Here is a 19,403-nt window from a genome sequence, read left to right on the forward strand (position 1 = left end):
ACCTCATAATGATGCAAGAAGCCTTTTTACACCATGTTTGGCAATTTCAAAAGTTTAATAGCCTTTCTCTACTAAGCACACAAGCTGAGCCTATTCAGGTACTGAAAGTTGGCTATCACAACGCTCATGCTGGAGCTGATTTCTTAGAAGCACATATTCAAATTGGAGAGGTCGAATGGATAGGAAGTGTGGAAATACACCTCAAATCTTCGGACTGGGAACAACATACACATCAACATGACCAATCTTATGGCAATGTCATCTTACACGTAGTTTGGGAAAATGACCGCGAAGTGTATCGATACGATGACACAATAATGCCCACCTTGGTGGTAAAAGATCTCGTTGATACACATTTGCTACAATCCTATTCTGATTTTATGGCAAGATCTACCCAAATTCTCTGTCAAGGGCAATTTGAGGAAGTGCCATTTATCCGAAAAATAGGAATGTTAGACAAAGCATTATTGCTCAGGCTTGAACAAAAAGCTAATCATATCATGGAGATTTTTGCCAAATGTAATCAAGACTGGGAAGATGTAGCTTATAGATTATTAGCCAAAAATTTTGGTTTTGTGGTCAATGCCGAACCTTTTGTGAGACTAGCCGAAAATTTACCCCTGAAATGTATTCATAAGCATCGCGATAGCCTATTTCAGATAGAAGCCATGGTATTTGGCGTAGCAGGTTTATTGGAAATAATTGAGGAAAATGATGACTATCAACAAAGATTAAAACAGGAATTTAAGTTTTTGTCTGCAAAATATCAGCTAAAACCTGTTATTGAAAAACATGAATGGAAGTTTTTGAGAATGCGACCTGCCAACTTTCCAACGCTCAGATTAGCGCAATGGGCGGCATTAATTGGGAAAAATGCCACTCTTTTTTCATTAATGATTTACTTTAAAGATACTCAAACCATAGAATCACTTTTTAGAATCAACACCTCTCCTTACTGGGAAAATCATTATCGCTTCGGAAAATCTACTGAGACGAAAGTAAAAAGTTTTGGAAAGAGCTCCTTTGAAAATATCCTTATCAATACCGTTGTGCCCTTGATGGCAGGCTATGGAAGATATAAAAATGAACAAATATTGATAGATAAGGCTATTGTCATGCTAGAAGGCATACACCCTGAGAAAAACCATATTCTAGATATTTGGCAAGAACTCAACTTACCTATCAAAAATGCGGCTGATTCACAGGGTGCTTTGGAATGGATGAAAAGTTTTTGCAAAACTAAGCACTGTCTCTCGTGTGAAGTCGGCTTATTTCTTCTTCGTTAGTTTCGAGCGCTCTTGATTTTAAGACTGTCTGACGAATAATATCATCTAGTTGTTGTGCACTTATTTTAAGCATTTCTACCAATAGTTGAATACTAGGAGGTATTACTTCGTTTTCCAATAAATCTACAGCTCCCAAGATATTTGCCACAGGGTGTCTAATCACATGTGATTGAGTATAAGCAATATCTTTGAGTTTGGAGTTCTGGTCTATAATAATCTGCTCACGTTCTTTTACTTTACTTATATCTTGAATGATTGACCAAATACGAGGTTTTCCATGCTTGTCAATAACAAGTCTTCCATGTAATAAAATCGGTATAGTATGTCCATTTTTGTGGATATACTCTTTCTCATAAGGCCCATAACTTCCTGAGTTATGTAAGTTTCTTATCTGTTCTTGCTCTTGTTCTTCAAAAGAAACAGGTGTTAAGTCCCAATAACTCAAAGACAGGAGCTCTTCTTTGGAATACCCTGTCATTTGAAGCAAAGCTGTATTTACTTCAAGATATTGGCCATCCATCGAGTTGACAGCAATACCAACAGGTGATAGCTCAAAGATATTACTGTATTTGGTTTGATTCTCCAACAGCATGGCATTTATGCTGACAGTCTGTTCGTTAAGCTCTTCTACATGGGTAATGTCATGCCCAATACACAATATTTCATGTGGTTCGTGGTTGGCGTCTAACAGTAATGTAAATTCCCACTGAGTCCATAAAAAACTGTTAGTAGAATAGGGTTTTCTTAAAATAACAGGAAAAGGCTTTTCAGGCTGAGACAAACAAAGCTGTACAGTTTCAGCGCATTTTGGATGGTCCTCAGCGTAAATAGTATCCATACTAAATACTCCCACCAAACTTTTATTTAAGTACTCAAATCGCTTCTGGAAATGCGGTGACACATACGTGATAAAACCTTCTAGGTCGATTTTTACAACGTACAGATAGTTAGAGTTCTTAATAGCATCAACAACTTTCGACATAATTGTGCGTATGTTAGTTCTAAGCTTCTATCAAGATAGAAGAGTAAGGCAATTATAATTCATCAAAAATTAGCGGTTTATTGAAGCTGAGCTGGGGTTGGTACGTTTTTATAAAAGTAGCCCTTTCTCGCAAATAGTAATACAACTAGACTCATTTTCATGCGAAATATACTAATTAATCAAATTTTTTGGGCAATTTTAACTCCTTCGCATAGTAAGCGGTAGCATACTCATAATTATACTGTAGAAGTAAGTTAAGGTTTTCATGAAAATCAAACTGTTCATCTGGATGTAGTTTTTCGGCTTTTTTAACCACAGCCTCTGTTCTCTTGGCTAAATATTGCAATAAGGCATCTGCATAAGAACTATATTTCTCAACTATATAGGTATTGTGCTCAAAACACCCTTTAATAAGTGCAATTGTGAGCTCAACTTCTCCATATTTATCTTTCGTAATCTTGAGGTGACGTGTGATAGCACTACTCATTTTTCGAATTTCATAAAGCAATGCTTTAGGAGATGTTATATAAGAATGATACATCATTTCAAATGCCTCATGCAAATCTGTCCTGCGTTCTTGCAAGGTTTCTCCTGCTTCTAGTAATTCAAACTCGAATTTTTCAATCAGTAATTTATCTTTTCCAATCAAGCGAATCAAAAGTTTATCTTTTTCTTTTTGAGATAAATCAAGAATAGCTTGTTGGAGATTTTTTTCAATTTTAGCCATGAAAATAGGATTAACTTTACATTTGATGTTTGTAACAAAGTTATAGGCTTACTTGTTTAACCAATATGAACTCACTCAAAAATTATAAAGGTTTATATTATGCCGCTCTGATTTTACTCTTGTGGGGTGCAAATCTTTGGTATTTTCTACATTATCCAGTGCGATTCGACGACCCAGTGATATATCTTGGGTTACTGGTACAAACACACCTTTACACAGGTGTATTTATTACTGCACATGATGCCATTCATGGTGTAGTGATGCCACATCGCCCAAAGGTTAATTATTGGATTGGCTGGCTTTGCGCCACTTTGTTTGCCTTCAATAATTACAATAAGCTAAGTGCCAAGCATCATTTACACCACAAGCATTCGGTAAGTGAGCAAGACCCCGATTATTATGATGGCAACTTTTTTCGATGGTATCTTAAGTTTGCCCTAGAATATGTCACTATATGGCAAATCATACTAATGGCAGTTACCTATAATTTACTCAAATTAGTCTTTCCTATGTGGAATCTAATTCTGTTTTGGGAAATACCTGCTATCATAAGCACTCTGCAATTATTTTATTTTGGCACATATTTGCCACATCGAGGTGAACACAGCCCAACAGATAAACATAAAGCTCGAAGTCAAGGGCTAAATCACTGGATAGCCTTTTTCTCCTGCTACTTTTTTGGATACCATCATGAACATCATGCTTACCCCTATTTGCCTTGGTGGAAACTGGCAGACGCCAAAGAAAAGACTGAATCCAAGTAGCTGATTTACCCTTGATTGAGTGAATTGAGATTGAGTGAATGAGTGTTTATTTTAAAATTTGTATTCTGCAATGCTTCGCGTCTTAAGCCGAGTAAAAAACAGCATAGTAGTATCAAAAAAAGCGCTCGAAAAATAATTTTCGAGCGCTTTTTTTGAAATTTATAGAATCATCCTAGTCACAAAATTTGGGATGACTCATATTTGATGCTGTATTTCAGAATGATATCTTTTAGAGACAAAGTATTGGGTCTCTAAAAGTATAAATCACATAAAAATTATCACTAATTCACTCAACCACCATTCACTAAATGAAGACTTGACTATTTAGCTCGTTCTATCGTAAACTGCACCAACCCTGCCAACGATGTGCGGTAAATAGAATCGGGGAATGAATCCAAAATAGCTAGCGCTTCGCGAACAATATTTTGCATTACTTCAGTAGCATATTGCAAACCTCCTGACTTCTTCACAAAATCAATCACCTCCGCTACCTTTTTAGGATTTTCAGAATCATTCTTAATCGTATTGATTACATGACGCTTGGTACTCCAATCAGCCTGATTGAGGGCATATATCAAAGGCAAAGTCATTTTCTTTTCCTTTATGTCAATGCCTAAAGGTTTACCTATTTCGGCATCTCCGTAATCAAAAAGGTCATCTTTAATTTGGAAAGCAATACCAACTTTTTCGCCAAATAGCCTTGCTTTTTCTACCGTTTCGGCATTGGCTCCTGCCGACGACATTCCAGCAGCACAACAAGCGGCTATTAATGTAGCTGTTTTCTGACGAATAATTTCAAAATAAATATCTTCGGTAATATCCAACTTCCGAGCTTTCTCTATTTGTAAAAGTTCTCCTTCTGACATTTCACGAACGGCCGTCGAAACGATTTTCAGCATCTCAAAATCGCCGTGATCTATCGATAGGAGCAATCCTTTCGATAGTAGATAATCCCCTACCAATACCGCAATTTTGTTTTTCCAGAGAGCATTTACGGAGAAAAAACCACGACGATAATTAGAATCGTCCACCACATCGTCATGCACAAGCGTAGCCGTGTGAAGAAGCTCGATAAGCGCTGCGCCACGATAGGTTTCTTCTGTGATTTTACCAAATACTCCCGCCGACAAAAATACAAACATTGGACGGAGTTGTTTCCCTTTGCGCTGGACAATATAATTCATGATTGTGTCCAACAGCATCACTTTAGTTTTCATAAACTGTCGAAATTTGCCTTCAAAGGCATCCATTTCGGCAGCGATGGGAGCTTGTATTTCCTTGATTGATAAAGACATTTGTTCAATTGCTGGGCACCTAGTTTGGGTATATTTTATGACAAAGACAGGCACCGTTCTTAATTACGACGCAAATTAGTCGATTTAGATAAAAAACAGGTACTTTAACCTGACTTTATAACATAAAAACTGTATTTTAGTTTGTTAAAAGTTTTAGTTTTTTCCCTTCAAAAACCTATTCGTAAAAAGGAAATAGAAGGTAAAAAATGTAAACTTTGAGATAAATATTTCTAAAAAACAGCAAGTATTCTATTGATTATTAACAACTTTAGCTATTATTGCTTGTATAATAAAGTAAAAAATATTTTTCAAAAACGAATATCTTTTTTCTTTCCAAAGTTACCTAATTATTTAACTATGAACCAAGAATATTGAAACACCACTATGAGTAAAATATTAGTATTGGCAGGTGGTTCTGTCAAAGGGGCTTATCAAACAGGGGTTGTTCGTGCGGTATTTGAGTCTGGTTTTTATCCAGATGCTATTTATGGGGTTTCGGCAGGAAGTATGAATGCGTCCTATTTGGTCAATGCCATGGGTAGACAAATGCTCGAGAATGGTATTATTGACTACACTGAAACAGCCTTAGATTTATCTCAATTTTGGGCAAATAATATCACAACCCCAGATTCTTTGGCTTTACGCCGTGGTACTTACGAATTGGGATTAAGCGCTATTAGAAGAAACTTTGAAGGTTTATTAGATACAACCCCACTCAAAGAAATACTCCATAACAATATTCATCTTCGCAATCTCAATGCAAGTCCTGTATCACTGAAAGTTGGTGCAGTTGATATTATCAACGGCAATATGATTTATGCTGACCCTAGTTATGAGCATTTTTTAGATTATGTGATGGCATCGTCGGCTATTCCAATTTTGATGCCTGTTATCAATATTGGTGATCACAAAAAAATGGCTTTTCTGGACGGGGGTATGCGCGATGTAGCTCCAGTCAAAAAAGCTATTGACGATGGTGCAGATGAGATTGTATGTATCGCCTGCCACACTCGTAAGCTCGACGGCGGGTATTTTCCTTACGGAAACTTATTGGCATTGGTTGATAGAGTAATGGATATTGCCGTAAACGAATGTCTCAATGCCGATTTGGACTGGGCGGAGTTCAGAAATGAATGTTTACCCGAAGATGGAAGCTGTGCTACTTCAGGCATTTTGAAAGGTCAAAAAAGAATCAAATTAAAAATTATTCGCCCTCAACAGCCCTTAAATATCGACATACAGTCATTTGACAAAGACGATATTGAAAGACTAATTTTATTAGGCTACCAACAAGGAAGAGATGAAATGAAGAATTATTAAGGGAAGGTTATTTATTACTGGTATATCCGTTGTTTGAGCGTATGTAAACAGCTTTTTCACAAAGAGATGAATCACTACCAATTGAGTGATTGCTGAATGAGTGATTTAGTGATTATTTTAAGAAGAAATTCACCAGTAGAGACGCAATGCTTTGCGTTTCTACTGGTGAAGCAATCAATTTTCACTCAGTTAGAACTGAACCATGTTTAAACAATGGCTTGTCTAACTCGTACTAATTTTTCTAATAAAGCTTCTAGTTTGTCTAATGGCAACATATTGGCTCCATCAGATTTAGCAATAGCTGGATTAGGGTGCGTTTCAATAAACAAACCCTCTGCTCCTACAGCAATAGCTGCTTTGGCAATAGTTTCAATCAATTGGGGCTTGCCACCTGTTACACCAGTTCCTTGGTTTGGTTGTTGCAACGAGTGAGTACAATCCATCACCACTGGAACACCATGAGCTTGCATTTCAGGAATATTGCGATAATCAACCACCAAGTCACCATAGCCAAAAGAGTTACCACGGTCTGTCAAAAATACCTGAGCATTAGGGTTTTCGTGCAATACCTTCTCTACAGCAAATCCCATAGAAGGACCAGACATAAACTGTCCTTTTTTAATGTTTACAGCTTTACCTGTCTTGGCAGCAGCAGCCAAAAGGTCTGTCTGACGGCACAGAAATGCTGGAATTTGTAATACATCTACATACGGAGCTGCCATAGCCGCTTCGTCAGACTCATGAATATCTGTTACCGTAGGAAGGTCATAATACTCGCCCACTTCTTTCAAGATTTCCAAGGCAGGAATATCCCCGATACCTGTAAAAGAGTTCAATTTTGTACGGTTTGCTTTACGGTATGAACCTTTGAAAATAAATGGAATACCAAATTGGTCAGTAATCCCTTTTATTTTTTCAGCAATTTCAAAAGCCAAATCACGATTCTCGATGGCACAACTACCTGCCATTAAGAAGAAATTATTTTTATCTAAGTTTTTTAATTTGGGAATATTCATGTTGGATATTTGTTTTTGGGAGAAAAACTTTGATTGAGTTCTATTAGTGATCGTATCGTTATAACGCTTAATCTTATATAAAATTCACCTCTGGATGTAGCAAAATACCGAATTTTTCTTTGACCGAATCTTGAATTTTATAGGCTAATTCTTTAATCGCTTTGCCATTTCCCCCACCATGGTTTACAAGTACGAGAGCTTGCTTGGCGTGTACTCCTATTTGTCCATCTCTGTAGCCCTTCCAACCAGCTTGCTCAATAAGCCAGCCTGCGGGTACTTTAATTAACTCAGGATTTACACTCGGAAACGAAACAATATGTGGAAATTTTTCTTTTAACGTATCAAACTGCGCTTTGGGTATTTCTGGATTTTTGAAAAAACTACCCGAATTGCCTATTTCAGCAGGATTAGGCAATTTACTCTGACGAATATGAATCACTGCATCGCTAATAGCTTTGATACTGAGTTTTTCAATACCCATTTCTTTCAAAGTGTCTTTAATGGCGCCATATTCGACATGAAAGTTGGGCGTTTTACTAAGTCTAAACGTTACATTAACAATAACATATTGATTTTTGTGAGAGTTCTTAAAAATACTTTCTCGATAACCAAAATGACATTGCTCTAAGGTAAAGGTTTCTATTTCGAGCGTTTTTAAATTGAGCGCTTCTAGTTTTTCAAAAACATCTTTGATTTCTATTCCATAAGCTCCAATATTTTGCATTGGTGCAGCGCCCACCGTGCCAGGAATCAACGAAAGGTTTTCGACACCAGCCCAGCCATTCTCAATACAATGTAATACAAACTCATGCCAAACCACACCTGCTCCTGCCTGTAGATACACATGTGTTTCGTCTTCATTTACTTTAGTAACTCCCTGAATATCAATTTTAATTACCAATCCTTCAAAATCTTTTGTCAATAAAATATTGCTACCACCGCCCAAAAATAGTTTTGGGGTATCTTTGAAAGTTTCTAGTGATAAAACTTCTACCAATGCTTCGACTGTTTTGACCTCAGTAAAAAATTGTGCTGTAGCATCAAGCCCAAAGGTATTGTAGGCTTTTAAAGGAATATTTTCTTGAATATTCATTAGGTTGTTGTTGGAACGAATGAAAATTTAAAATAAACGTAAAGCAAAGTTACAATGAGTAAGGTGCTTTTCAATTATTTTAATAAAATTGTATCTTTGGCAAGACTTCCGTCTGAGTTATCTATTGCAATTCTAATCCTTTATTCTAATCTTGGCTGGTATTGATAACCTTTCGCAAAAATTAAGTCATTATAATCCTGAGCAAATTATATGAAAAAATACATCGGAGTAGTAGGTTTTTATGGAATACTTTTGTTGACTTCTGCTTGTGCTTCGCAAAGCCCAACCGCTTCGACCCAAACAGGTATGTCGGCTAGTAAAACAAAAAGTGGAGAAACAGGTCGCATCGAACACCAAGTTTTCCAGCAAGACTTGTCTAGTTTTCGTCCAAAATTCAAAGATCCAGATGAGTCTAATCAGGTCTTAAATTCGGCCAAAGCCTCTAAAATTATTTTCGACAATCGAGATGTAGCATTATATATCAATAAGCGCTTAGACCCTATTTTGGATACTATTGCCTCGCAAAACAAAAATATCAAGTTTGCAAACGGCTTTCGCATTCAGATATATGTCGGAAATGACCGCAAGTCGGCCGACGATGCCAAGGTGTATACTTATCAGACCTATCCAGAAATTTTTCCGTATTTGACATTTCAACAACCTGTTTACAAAGTAAAAGTAGGAGATTTTTTAAACAGAATGGATGCTGAAAGGTACTTTGCCTCTATTAAAGAGACGTACCCCAGCGCCTTGATTTTACCAGATAAAGTAGAAATCAAAAAAGGAATGTTTGTGAAATAAGGTTTTAGGAAAGAAGTATATTACGACACTTCCAAGCAACTTCCTTTCTTTGAAAAGTACTATTTAGACCGTGACAATCATCGTTTAACTACGTATAAATTTTAACCATCTACTAACCAGTAAGTAAAAACTTTGAGATTGGTGAATGGATTTATTATTTTTGCAAGATGCTTAATCGGCAAATGGCAAAATTGAAATAACGTATTCTAATTTTATAAATGAAAAAAGCCCTAATTACAGGTATTACAGGACAAGACGGAGCCTATTTGGCAGAGTTGCTCCTCTCGAAAGGTTACGAAGTTCATGGTATCAAACGCCGTAGTTCGTTGATAAATACACAAAGAATCGACCATTTGTATGAAGATTTACACAAAGGAGATGTAAAATTTATTTTGCATTATGGCGATTTGAGTGATTCTACCAATATCATTCGTATTATTCAAGAAGTGCAGCCCGACGAGATTTATAACCTAGGGGCGATGTCGCACGTAAAAGTTTCATTCGACGAACCAGAGTACACAGCTCAGGTAGATGGAATTGGTACCTTACGTATTTTAGAGGCTGTACGTTTGCTTGGTTTAACGAAAAAAACTAAAATTTATCAAGCTTCCACTTCTGAACTTTATGGTTTGGTACAAGAAGTGCCACAATCAGAAAATACACCATTTTACCCTCGTTCACCTTACGCAGTAGCCAAATTATATGGTTATTGGATTACGGTAAACTATCGTGAAGCTTATGATATGTTTGCGGTGAATGGTATTTTGTTTAACCACGAATCACCATTACGTGGCGAAACTTTCGTAACTCGTAAAATCACACGTGCTGTAGCTCAAATTGCTTTAGGACAACAAGATAAACTATATCTTGGAAACTTGGATGCTCAACGTGACTGGGGACATGCCAAAGATTATGTAGAAGCAATGTGGCTGATTTTGCAACAAGATACGCCAGAAGATTACGTAATTGCGACAGGAATCACAACACGTGTACGTGAGTTTGTACGTATGGCATTTGCATTCGTTGGTATCGAAGTAGAGTTTACAGGCGAAGGTATCGACGAAAAAGGTATCGTTAAATCTTGTTCAAACCCTGCTTATCAAGTAGCTGTCGGAACAGAAGTTGTAGCAATTGACCCACGTTATTTCCGCCCAACAGAAGTAGAGTTGTTGATTGGTGACCCAACCAAAGCTCAAACCAAGTTGAACTGGAAACCAAAATTTGACTTGAATGCTCTCGTAGACGATATGATGCAAGCAGACGTTGCGCTGTTTTCAAAATAGATTTTAAGATAAAAGTAAAAAGCGGAAACCAATTTCTTGATTTCCGCTTTTTACTTTTTATGCTATAACTCTGTCGCCCCGATGGGGCTTTTTAGACTAGTCTACACTCTCTTATATACTACCAAACTTACGCCCCTACGGGGCTGAGAATGATGAATTGGACACTAACTTTCCACAAAAAATCTTTTCTATATTTCAGCAATTTTTCCGATAGAATCAGCTCCGTAGGAGCGACAGTTTGGTAGATAAAATAATCCATGCCGAATAATCAAGAACCCCGTAGGGGTGACAGAACTCACGATATTTCTATATCATTCCAATTGAGCTAAAGTCGTAATGGTTTTATTCTTCGTAAAATTCAAATACAAATTGTTCATTAAAATCAATCTCAAACTTTTGTAATATCTCTAAATATTCTTCTTTAAAAGTTTTTACACGATGATGTTGCTCTTGATTGAGAATATAATTTATAACATTATTTCTCTGTGATTTTGTATAGGAGAATGCCCCATACCCTGCTTGCCAAGAAAATTTGCCTTTAATCAAACCCAACGAATTAATCCAATTCGTTGATGAGGCTTTTACTTCTCTTACAATCTCTGCAATGTTTTTATCTGTGGGAAGCTCAAATAAAATATGAATATGGTCTTTCCATCCTCCAACAGCTAGTGGATAAGCATTCTTACCAGATAGAATACCAGAAATGTATTCAAATAACCTCTTTTGAAGAGCTTTGGATATGATATTTTCTCGTCCTTTCACTGCAAATACATAATGAATATTCACTTGAGAATAGGTGTTTGCCATTAGTGTAGAATCTTGTAGTCAAAAAATACCTAAGGTTTGATCAAATCATGACCTTAGGTAAACCAGTAATTACTTAAACCGCAACAGGAGCTTTAATCGCTGGGTGTGGGTTATAGTTTTCCAAAGTAAAGTCTTCAAATTTGAATGAGAAGATATCTTTCACTTCTGGATTAATTTTCATAGTTGGTAATGGACGAATATCACGTGAAAGCTGCGTAGCCACTTGCTCGTAGTGATTTGAATAGATGTGCGTATCGCCACCTGTCCAGATAAAATCACCAAGTTCTAAATCGCAAACTTGTGCTACCATCATTGTCAAAAGGGCGTAAGAAGCAATATTGAATGGTACACCCAAAAATACGTCGGCACTACGTTGGTACAATTGGCACGAAAGTTTGTTATCAGCTACATAAAACTGGAATAATGCATGACAAGGCATCAATGCCATTTCTGATAATTCTCCTACATTCCATGCACTAACAATGATACGACGTGAATCTGGGCTTTTTTTCAAGGTATCAATCACCTCTTTCAATTGGTCGATCACCTTACCATTTGGCGCTGTCCAGCTTCTCCACTGTTTGCCATATACAGGACCTAAATCGCCGTTTTCGTTGGCCCATTCGTCCCAAATGCTCACACCATGATCTTTTAGATATTTGGTATTGGTATCACCTTGAATAAACCACAACAATTCGTGGATAATCGATTTTAGGTGTACTTTTTTAGTAGTTACCATCGGAAAACCCTCTTGAAGGTTAAAACGCATTTGATAACCAAATACACTTTTTGTTCCTGTACCAGTACGGTCTGTTTTTACCGCACCGTTGTCCATAATATGTTGGAGTAAATCGTGATACTGTTGCATGGGATAATAAGTATTTATAGCTGATATTGAAGCAACATCAATAGGAAGTGCATTGATTCAATATTTTTAGGATAATTTCTGGTTGATTTTTTCTCAAAATGACCCCAAAATTAGCACAAAACCCTTGCTTGACCAAAGTCAGCAAGGGTTTTGTCGATGGTATTTCTAAGTTAGTGATTCAACTATTTGGCTTTCGGCAAAAGCATATCTATAGTTGTTAAATCTCTTTGCCTAGTGCCTGTTGCCTAATTCCTAATGCAAACAAGTTAAATCTATTCAGCAAAATCAATGCTATAAGTGTGCGTAATAGTAGCCGAAGGGCTCAATTGAGCTGTTGCAGAGCAGTATTTTTCCATTGACAATTCAATCGCTTTTTGAGCTTTTGCTTCTGTAATATTGCCTTTCATAGCAAAATGGATATTGATACTACGGAATGGAGTCATTTCAGTTCCTTCGATTTTGACACGTTCGCCCGATACCGAGATTTTAAGGTCGTCGATACGTTGGCGTTGTTTTTTCAAAATCAAAATTACATCAATGGCTGTACAGCCACCTAAACCCATCAACAAAAGTTCCATTGGACGCGCACCTGAGTTGGTACCACCTATATTTTCGGCTGCATCGATGTGTACAGGTACTCCTGACATTCCTGATGCTTCAAAATGGAAAGCATCATCTACTCTAACTAATTCTACTTGCATGGTTCTCGATAATTAAATGATGGATAGAATTTTTGAAAACTCTATCTCTTTTTGGTATAACAGAAACCGATACCACTTAGTGCCCCAATAGATGGGCTGGAGAACAAACACGCCTAATAAACCTCTATTTCAGCTCATTGGCATGAATATCCTTATCCCAAACTTGTGTTCCTTTGGTATCGTACACTGTGATTTTCAAAACTCTGTCTTTCAACGGTCCTGTTACTTCACAGATTGCAAAGTTACGTTCTGTGTATAATGTACCGTCAACAATTGGTGAATTATTTTCGTCTTTAATAGGTTTTGACGGACCAGAAGTAAATGGCGAAATTGTCAAATCATACAAAGGATAAAGATTCCCTGCTCTTTCTAATTTCTGTAAACAAGTATGATGACGGTCGCCAGTCAAGAAAAATACGCCTGGCACTTTAGCATCTGCAATTTTCTTCAAAAGGTCGGCTCTTTCTGCATCATACGTTGCCATATTCTCGAATACCTTAGCTGGATTAACAACTTGCCCACCGCAAACGATGAATTTGAAAGTCGCTTTACTTCCTGTAAGTGCGTCTATTAACCAGTTGATTTGTTTTTGACCTAAAAACGCTCTATCTCCTGTATGGTTGTCATTGGGTGTGCGGAACCAACGGTTATCTAACATAAAGAACTGAACATCATTCCATTGGAAAGTACCTGTACAAGCTTCATTCTCGAAAATATAATTAGGGTTTGCCCAAAAAAGCTTGAACATTTCTAAGGACATATCTTTATTCCAGAAAGAGCGGTCAGCATCGTTTGGACCATAATCGTGGTCGTCCCAAATCGCATAATGGTGAACACTACCCAATAATGGTTGTATTTCAGGAATACTTCTTGAATGAGTATTGCGGTGAATCATCCCTGTGCGAGTATTCCAATCTGGCTCACGGTAATAGAAATTGTCACCGCCCCACATCATAAAATCGGGCTGTTTTTGATAAATCGCACTAAAGATTTCTTGATAACCACCATAAGGACGTCCAGGACGGTCTGTTTCTGGTTCGTTGATATAGTTACAGCTACCAAAAGCAAACTTAAAATTGGCTGGGTCTTTACGATATTGCCACAATTCTTGCGACTGAAACGAAAGTGGATAATTACGTGCTACTTTTTTGCCATTTACCCAAACTTCATAATCGTATTTTTTGCCCATTGTTACTTGGTCACAAACCAGCTTGGCTACATTTCCATCATGTTTGTTGGTAATAGCTTCAGCGGTGCTGTATTTGATAGCTGGGTTTTCCTTATCCCAATACACAAATTTCACTTTTGAAGGCTTTTGTGTTTGTACCCAAAGCATTACTTCTTTCATTTCAGAATAGCCCACCATAGGCCCACACTGAATCTGCGCTGTGACTGCAAACTGTACTATTTGAAATAATAAAATGAATAATAAGAATTTTTTCATGAGGGATGTTTTTAGTTGGTGATAAGATTGGGGTATCTTTGTATTTAGCTTTTATTGAAAACAATGACAAAATAGTATTCTGAATTTCTATCTAAACGGCATATATATTTTGTTAATTTATCACAAAAGGCACAAATAGAATTTAACAATAGCAAAAAAATGCATTATTACGACATCCAAGGGATTCAATTGACAGAGTTGGCCGAAAAATTTGATACGCCTTTATATGTATATGACGCCAACAAAATTATCGAAAAAATAGGCATTCTTCGTGATTCATTCAAAGATGTTAATATAAAGATAAAATACGCTTGTAAAGCTAACACCAATTTATCTATCCTAAAACTCATGCGCAAACATGGGGTCGAAATCGACGTGGTATCTCCTGAAGAACTGCGTTTGGCATTGATGGCTGGATATGAGGGTGCACAAATTACCTTTACACCAAGTGGTGTTTCGTTTGATGAAATTGAGTTGGCAGCTGAAATTGGTGCACGTATCAATCTCGATAACTTGGATGTACTAGAAGCCTTTGGAAAATTGTATGGCAACAAAAAAGGTGCTTTGATTCGTATCAAACCTCACGTATTTGGAGGTGGTAACGAAAAAATCATGACGGCTCACCCTGAATCTAAGTTCGGTATTTCGATTCATCAGAAAGACCAAATTTTAGACATTGTGAAAAAGTATGATATGAAAATCATTGGCTTACATCAGCATACAGGTTCTGATGTCAAAAATGCAGATGCTTTTACGCAAGCAGCTTCAGCTATTTTGGAAATGGCTAAAGATTTCAAAGATTTAGAAATCATTGATTTGGGTGGTGGATTTAAAGTGGCTTACAAAGACGGAGATATTACCACAAACATGGCAGAATTGGGTGCGGTTTTGAGTTCGGCATTTTTGAATTTCTGCCAAGAGTATGGTCGTCCATTACAATTATGGTTTGAGCCTGGCAAATTTTTGGTTAGTGAGGCTGGAACATTTTTGACTACAGCAAATACCGTTAAAAAAGATCCAATCAAGACTTTTGTGTGTGTCAACTCAGGTTTGAATCATCTGGGTCGTCCGATGATGTATGGCGCTTATCATGATATTTTCAATGCTTCTAATAAGGATGATAGCCAGCAAGATGATTATCGTGTGGTAGGATATATCTGCGAAACGGATACTTTTAGTTGGTCGGCTGAGGGTCAACAAAGTGAGCGTCGTATTAATACTGTCAACAAAGGTGATATTATTGCGATGAAAAATGCAGGTGCATATTGTTTCTCGATGTCGTCACAATACAATTCTCGTATTCGCCCTGCGGAGGTGTTGGTGATAAATGGTGAAGCAAAATTGATTCGTCGTCGCGAGAATTTTGATGATATTTTACGTAATACGGTAGAAGTAGACATATAAAATGAAATATAAATTTAGAGTGAGGAGATTGATTATATTCTGAAAAAGAAAACAATCAATCTCCTCACTCTAAATTCTACACGATTTATTGTTCTAAAACCCGTATCCTACCCCAAGCGATACGGTCGCAAAATTGTTGAAATCTTTGATTTTTTTCAAACCATAATTAGCTCTCAAATCTACAAACCATCGCTTGTCGAAGCGGTATCCTGCTCCTGCCACTACTCCCATTTCCACTCGATCACCAAAAGATAATCCGCTCAAATCAATCGTATTATTGACAGAAGAAGAAAAATAGCTCATACTGGTCAGATAAGAAACGTAAGGTCCAAGTTCAATAAAAAAACTCTTAGCATCATACCCAAAACGATATTGATACAATAAGGGAATATTGAGCATATTCATATGGAGAGTGATATCATTTTTTTGTGTTGCTTTTGACTGGTAATAGATTTCAGGTTGGAAACGGCTTCTTGGTGTAAAACCGATATTGGCAAAAGCACCGATTTCAAAAGTTGGAATCAAATCTGATTGCTCTCCTTCAAAAAGAATTACCTGCCCTATTCCTCCTCTTAATCCAAATCTGTCTGGAGCGATTTCTTCTGGCACTCCAAAACGTCCGTCTCTGGTAGACATTTTATTGGCCTTGAATCCTTGCAAATTAGATTGTGGTCCTGTCGACTGCTTGACGCTTACATTATTGGGCGTCTCAGACTTTACATTTTTCACAGACTTTGTAGTTTCTGTATTCTTTTTTTGTTGTCCCCAAATATTTTGTTGAGCAACTAGCAAGATAAAACAGGCAGTAAGTAAAGATTTTAGTTGATACATATATTTTATGTTGTGTGTTAGTTGATTTATTGAGCCATTCTATTGGTTTCAACTGGCTCTTGGCAATAAGACGTTCTATGATTATAGCAAAAATTAAGCTAAAGTAGTTTTTTTTCAAAAATGATAATCAATAAAAATACAAACGACTGACATTTTTTATATGCTCAAAATACAAAAATAGTCATTTTGTCAGTATAAATATACATAAACCATATCAATACATGACAAAATGTCTTTATTTTTCAATTGGTATAGAACTTGTAAAAAAAATAATACCACCGCAACAAGTGGTAGTTCTTTTAAAGTGATTTTTTCAATTAACAAAATAAAAAAACATTTACAGCCATGACATTCGTAAGACTAAACCCAGCAGTAAAAAGAAATTCAAATTTCAACAACGATTTCAATAACCTTTTTAAACAATTTGACACCATGTTACCAAAAGCACATTTCCATAATTCATTGTATCAATCAATTCCAGCGGTCAATGTAAAAGAATCAGAAGCAGGGTTTGAAATTGAAGTAGCAGCACCAGGCTTGAAAAAAGAAAATTTCAAATTGAGTCTTCACGAAAATCGCTTGACGATATCAGCAGTTCAGGAACAACAACAGGAGGAAAAAACCGAAAAATATACTCGTCAGGAATTTAACTATAACCAATTCCAACGCACATTTACGTTACCTAAAAATGTAGATGGCGAAAAGATTGAAGCTACTTATACAGACGGTATTCTTCATGTAGGATTACCGAAAAAAGAAGAGCTCAAACCAGCAGTGAAAGAGATTGCGGTTTTGTAATTAGTAAAATTTGAAGCACGAAAGAAGCATAGAATATTGCCTCTTTTTAAATTCAATATTGGGGGAATATCCCTAACTCTTTTTCAATTTCGAGAAATAGTTGGATGGGTATTCCCTTCTTTTTTTATCTAACGAAATCCCAAAAATACTCGAAATCTTAAAATATGTTAAAATGCCTTTAATGTGTGCACCTTGAATATCGATTTTGCGTTAAATTAGCGTAGTGAAATCAAAAAAACTCGCTCAGTTAGTTTACTTGTTAGAGGCTCAAAAATACAAGCTAATAATTTTTCAAAAAAGCTTAAGTAAACAAGAGCCAACAGCTACAAATTTCAACAAAACAATCTATTCCACTAGACCGTTTAGGAAATAAAGTACGAGTCTGGTTCACATTAAAAACACTTTATTCAAAATGGAAATGAACAATAATTTAAAAACCCTTGCCATCGTTGGTGCTTTGAGCAGTGCGACCACGCTCGGAGCCTATAAGTTATTCATCGAAAAGTCTTCATCTGACGCTGTATTTTCAGATACTCCATCTGCCTTTACTCGCATGGTGTCGAATAATGGAGCGGCGGCAGGTTCATTAACAGAATTTACTTTCGCAGCAGAAAAAGCTACGCCTGCGGTTGTCCATATCAAAACAAAAATGACTCGTCAGGTAAACCGTCAAATGGTAGATCCATTTGAAGATTTCTTCGGATTTGGAGATTTGGGCGGTGGGCGTCGTCGTCAACCTGAAGCGCAAGAAGCTTCTGGCTCTGGTGTAATTATCAGTGCTGATGGTTATATCGTAACTAATAACCACGTAGTGCAAGATGCCGATGAAGTAACTGTAATCCTTGGCGATAAGCGCGAATTGAAGGCTAAAGTAGTAAGTACTGACCCTTCTACCGACTTGGCAGTAATTCAAGTAAAAGCTACGAATTTGCCATTTTTAACATTCGGTGATTCTGATGCTTTGAGAGTTGGCGAATGGGTATTGGCAGTAGGTAACCCTTTCAATCTTGAGTCAACGGTAACGGCTGGTATCGTATCAGCAAAAGGTCGTCAAAATATTATCGACCGTGATAAAGAAGATGTAAATCCACTTGAATCGTTTATCCAAACAGATGCAGCGGTAAACCCAGGAAACTCAGGTGGTGCTTTGGTAAACTTAAAAGGTGAACTAATCGGTATCAATACTGCGATTTACAGCCGTACAGGTCAGTTTGCAGGATATTCGTTTGCAGTACCTGTAAGTATTGTAAAAAAAGTATCTGCTGATTTGATTAAGTATGGTAATGTACAACGTGGTTACTTAGGCGTAAGTATCCAAGATGTATCAGGCAAAGTAGCTGAAGAAAAAGGCTTGAAAGTAAACGAAGGAGTATATGTTGGTGGTTTTGCTAATAGTAGCTCTGCGCAAGCAGCAGGCTTGAAAGTAAATGACGTAATCGTAAAAGTAGATGGCGTTGAAACGAAATCAAGCTCAAAACTAATGGAATTAGTAGGTCGTAAGCGTCCAGGCGAAACAGTGGTTGTAACTGTAAACCGTGATGGTGCTACAAAAGATTTCAATGTTGTTTTGAAAAATAAAGATGGCAACACCAACATTGTAAAAGGTGAATCTGCTGGTGCTGTTATTGCTAGTGAATATCTTGGAGCTAAAATCGCCAACCTTTCAGAAGCAGAAAAAGCCAAATTGAAACTTTCAGGTGGTGTTAAATTAACAGATGTAAATCCAGAAGGTCGTTTGGGTTATCAAGGTGTAGAAAGCGGTTTGATTATTTCAAAAATCGATGACAAAGCAGTAAAAGATGCCAAGGAAGCAGCTGATTTATTACAAAACCGTAAAGGTCGTGTAAAAATCGAGGGTGTAGATATGGACGGCACTCGTTACTACTACGTAATCGTTCTTTAATAATGTAATTTTGACTGATTGTATATTCCCCTACTTGCTCTTGCGGGTAGGGGATTTTTTTGCTATTGTGGATATGGGAT

The 19,403-nt window shown here is 36.9% G+C and carries 18 protein-coding genes; 8 read left to right on the forward strand and 10 right to left on the reverse strand.

Going from position 1 to position 19,403, the window contains the following annotated elements:
• Positions 1-8 precede the first annotated feature (8 nt).
• Positions 9-1,286, forward strand: a complete 1,278-nt coding sequence (locus tag QM491_RS04030; protein ID WP_283325952.1) for a DUF2851 family protein — start codon at positions 9-11, stop codon at positions 1,284-1,286.
• On the opposite strand, the gene QM491_RS04035 is transcribed toward QM491_RS04030, so the two are convergent.
• Together QM491_RS04035 and QM491_RS04040 are read right to left on the reverse strand one after the other, a co-directional pair.
• On the reverse strand, positions 1,240-2,268 hold the full coding sequence (locus tag QM491_RS04035) for a PAS domain S-box protein (protein WP_283325953.1): 1,029 nt from the start codon (positions 2,266-2,268) through the stop codon (positions 1,240-1,242). The genes QM491_RS04030 and QM491_RS04035 overlap by 47 nt on opposite strands.
• Before the next feature lie 175 nt (positions 2,269-2,443).
• On the reverse strand, positions 2,444-2,995 hold the full coding sequence (locus QM491_RS04040) for a hypothetical protein (protein WP_283325954.1): 552 nt from the start codon (positions 2,993-2,995) through the stop codon (positions 2,444-2,446).
• Positions 2,996-3,060: 65 nt separating this feature from the next.
• Between QM491_RS04040 and QM491_RS04045 the strand changes: the two genes are divergently transcribed.
• Positions 3,061-3,759, forward strand: coding sequence for a fatty acid desaturase (locus tag QM491_RS04045; RefSeq protein WP_283325955.1), 699 nt, complete (start codon positions 3,061-3,063; stop codon positions 3,757-3,759).
• Positions 3,760-4,079: 320 nt separating this feature from the next.
• Here QM491_RS04045 and QM491_RS04050 read toward each other — a convergent pair whose 3' ends face one another.
• Positions 4,080-5,054 (reverse strand): polyprenyl synthetase family protein, encoded by a 975-nt coding sequence (locus QM491_RS04050; protein WP_283325956.1) that lies wholly within the window; start codon positions 5,052-5,054, stop codon positions 4,080-4,082.
• A gap of 384 nt (positions 5,055-5,438) precedes the next feature.
• Between QM491_RS04050 and QM491_RS04055 the strand changes: the two genes are divergently transcribed.
• Positions 5,439-6,374 carry a patatin-like phospholipase family protein gene (locus QM491_RS04055; protein WP_283325957.1) on the forward strand — a complete coding sequence of 312 codons (936 nt, stop codon included), beginning with the start codon at positions 5,439-5,441 and terminating at the stop codon, positions 6,372-6,374.
• Positions 6,375-6,580: 206 nt separating this feature from the next.
• Here QM491_RS04055 and kdsA read toward each other — a convergent pair whose 3' ends face one another.
• The gene (gene kdsA, locus QM491_RS04060) at positions 6,581-7,390 is read right to left on the reverse strand and encodes a 3-deoxy-8-phosphooctulonate synthase (protein ID WP_283325958.1); all 810 of its coding nucleotides are present in this window, start codon (positions 7,388-7,390) and stop codon (positions 6,581-6,583) included.
• A 73-nt stretch (positions 7,391-7,463) separates the two neighbouring features.
• On the reverse strand, positions 7,464-8,483 hold the full coding sequence (gene murB, locus QM491_RS04065; protein ID WP_283325959.1) for a UDP-N-acetylmuramate dehydrogenase: 1,020 nt from the start codon (positions 8,481-8,483) through the stop codon (positions 7,464-7,466).
• 210 nt (positions 8,484-8,693) lie between these two features.
• Between murB and QM491_RS04070 the strand changes: the two genes are divergently transcribed.
• Both QM491_RS04070 and gmd read left to right on the forward strand, forming a co-directional pair.
• Positions 8,694-9,284, forward strand: a complete 591-nt coding sequence (locus QM491_RS04070) for an SPOR domain-containing protein (protein ID WP_283325960.1) — start codon at positions 8,694-8,696, stop codon at positions 9,282-9,284.
• 218 nt (positions 9,285-9,502) lie between these two features.
• On the forward strand, positions 9,503-10,567 hold the full coding sequence (gene gmd, locus QM491_RS04075) for a GDP-mannose 4,6-dehydratase (RefSeq protein ID WP_283325961.1): 1,065 nt from the start codon (positions 9,503-9,505) through the stop codon (positions 10,565-10,567).
• Positions 10,568-10,909: 342 nt separating this feature from the next.
• On the opposite strand, the gene tnpA is transcribed toward gmd, so the two are convergent.
• The 4 genes from tnpA to QM491_RS04095 all read right to left on the reverse strand — a co-directional run bounded on the left by tnpA (position 10,910) and on the right by QM491_RS04095 (position 14,387).
• Positions 10,910-11,374 carry an IS200/IS605 family transposase gene (gene tnpA / locus QM491_RS04080; protein WP_283325962.1) on the reverse strand — a complete coding sequence of 155 codons (465 nt, stop codon included), beginning with the start codon at positions 11,372-11,374 and terminating at the stop codon, positions 10,910-10,912.
• 73 nt (positions 11,375-11,447) lie between these two features.
• The gene (locus QM491_RS04085) at positions 11,448-12,242 is read right to left on the reverse strand and encodes a thymidylate synthase (protein WP_283325963.1); all 795 of its coding nucleotides are present in this window, start codon (positions 12,240-12,242) and stop codon (positions 11,448-11,450) included.
• Between the two features lie 272 nt (positions 12,243-12,514).
• Positions 12,515-12,943: an OsmC family protein gene (locus tag QM491_RS04090; protein ID WP_166579053.1), complete on the reverse strand. Its 429-nt coding sequence runs from the start codon at positions 12,941-12,943 to the stop codon at positions 12,515-12,517.
• Between the two features lie 124 nt (positions 12,944-13,067).
• On the reverse strand, positions 13,068-14,387 hold the full coding sequence (locus QM491_RS04095) for an alkaline phosphatase D family protein (RefSeq protein WP_283325964.1): 1,320 nt from the start codon (positions 14,385-14,387) through the stop codon (positions 13,068-13,070).
• A 159-nt stretch (positions 14,388-14,546) separates the two neighbouring features.
• On the opposite strand from QM491_RS04095, the gene lysA reads away from it, so the two are divergent.
• The gene (gene lysA, locus QM491_RS04100) at positions 14,547-15,791 is read left to right on the forward strand and encodes a diaminopimelate decarboxylase (RefSeq protein ID WP_283325965.1); all 1,245 of its coding nucleotides are present in this window, start codon (positions 14,547-14,549) and stop codon (positions 15,789-15,791) included.
• A 93-nt stretch (positions 15,792-15,884) separates the two neighbouring features.
• Here the strand turns inward: lysA and QM491_RS04105 are convergent, their stop codons facing one another.
• The gene (locus tag QM491_RS04105; RefSeq protein ID WP_283325966.1) at positions 15,885-16,622 is read right to left on the reverse strand and encodes a porin family protein; all 738 of its coding nucleotides are present in this window, start codon (positions 16,620-16,622) and stop codon (positions 15,885-15,887) included.
• Positions 16,623-16,967: 345 nt separating this feature from the next.
• Between QM491_RS04105 and QM491_RS04110 the strand changes: the two genes are divergently transcribed.
• Together QM491_RS04110 and QM491_RS04115 are read left to right on the forward strand one after the other, a co-directional pair.
• On the forward strand, positions 16,968-17,420 hold the full coding sequence (locus QM491_RS04110) for an Hsp20/alpha crystallin family protein (RefSeq protein WP_374761245.1): 453 nt from the start codon (positions 16,968-16,970) through the stop codon (positions 17,418-17,420).
• Positions 17,421-17,838: 418 nt separating this feature from the next.
• Positions 17,839-19,323, forward strand: coding sequence for a Do family serine endopeptidase (locus tag QM491_RS04115; protein WP_283325967.1), 1,485 nt, complete (start codon positions 17,839-17,841; stop codon positions 19,321-19,323).
• The last annotated feature ends 80 nt before the right edge of the window (positions 19,324-19,403 follow it).

This window comes from Flectobacillus longus (genome assembly GCF_030056705.1).
GTDB lineage: Bacteria > Bacteroidota > Bacteroidia > Cytophagales > Spirosomataceae > Flectobacillus > Flectobacillus longus.

Excerpts from the sequence above, each read along its gene's own strand:
- QM491_RS04030 (WP_283325952.1), top strand. The coding sequence starts at position 9 with ATGATGCAAGAAGCCTTTTTACACCATGTTTGGCAATTTCAAAAGTTT.
- QM491_RS04035 (WP_283325953.1), bottom strand. The coding sequence starts at position 2,268 with ATGTCGAAAGTTGTTGATGCTATTAAGAACTCTAACTATCTGTACGTT.
- QM491_RS04040 (WP_283325954.1), bottom strand. The coding sequence starts at position 2,995 with ATGGCTAAAATTGAAAAAAATCTCCAACAAGCTATTCTTGATTTATCT.
- QM491_RS04045 (WP_283325955.1), top strand. The coding sequence starts at position 3,061 with ATGAACTCACTCAAAAATTATAAAGGTTTATATTATGCCGCTCTGATT.
- QM491_RS04050 (WP_283325956.1), bottom strand. The coding sequence starts at position 5,054 with ATGTCTTTATCAATCAAGGAAATACAAGCTCCCATCGCTGCCGAAATG.
- QM491_RS04055 (WP_283325957.1), top strand. The coding sequence starts at position 5,439 with ATGAGTAAAATATTAGTATTGGCAGGTGGTTCTGTCAAAGGGGCTTAT.
- kdsA (WP_283325958.1), bottom strand. The coding sequence starts at position 7,390 with ATGAATATTCCCAAATTAAAAAACTTAGATAAAAATAATTTCTTCTTA.
- murB (WP_283325959.1), bottom strand. The coding sequence starts at position 8,483 with ATGAATATTCAAGAAAATATTCCTTTAAAAGCCTACAATACCTTTGGG.
- QM491_RS04070 (WP_283325960.1), top strand. The coding sequence starts at position 8,694 with ATGAAAAAATACATCGGAGTAGTAGGTTTTTATGGAATACTTTTGTTG.
- gmd (WP_283325961.1), top strand. The coding sequence starts at position 9,503 with ATGAAAAAAGCCCTAATTACAGGTATTACAGGACAAGACGGAGCCTAT.
- tnpA (WP_283325962.1), bottom strand. The coding sequence starts at position 11,374 with ATGGCAAACACCTATTCTCAAGTGAATATTCATTATGTATTTGCAGTG.
- QM491_RS04085 (WP_283325963.1), bottom strand. The coding sequence starts at position 12,242 with ATGCAACAGTATCACGATTTACTCCAACATATTATGGACAACGGTGCG.
- QM491_RS04090 (WP_166579053.1), bottom strand. The coding sequence starts at position 12,943 with ATGCAAGTAGAATTAGTTAGAGTAGATGATGCTTTCCATTTTGAAGCA.
- QM491_RS04095 (WP_283325964.1), bottom strand. The coding sequence starts at position 14,387 with ATGAAAAAATTCTTATTATTCATTTTATTATTTCAAATAGTACAGTTT.
- lysA (WP_283325965.1), top strand. The coding sequence starts at position 14,547 with ATGCATTATTACGACATCCAAGGGATTCAATTGACAGAGTTGGCCGAA.
- QM491_RS04105 (WP_283325966.1), bottom strand. The coding sequence starts at position 16,622 with ATGTATCAACTAAAATCTTTACTTACTGCCTGTTTTATCTTGCTAGTT.
- QM491_RS04110 (WP_374761245.1), top strand. The coding sequence starts at position 16,968 with ATGACATTCGTAAGACTAAACCCAGCAGTAAAAAGAAATTCAAATTTC.
- QM491_RS04115 (WP_283325967.1), top strand. The coding sequence starts at position 17,839 with ATGAACAATAATTTAAAAACCCTTGCCATCGTTGGTGCTTTGAGCAGT.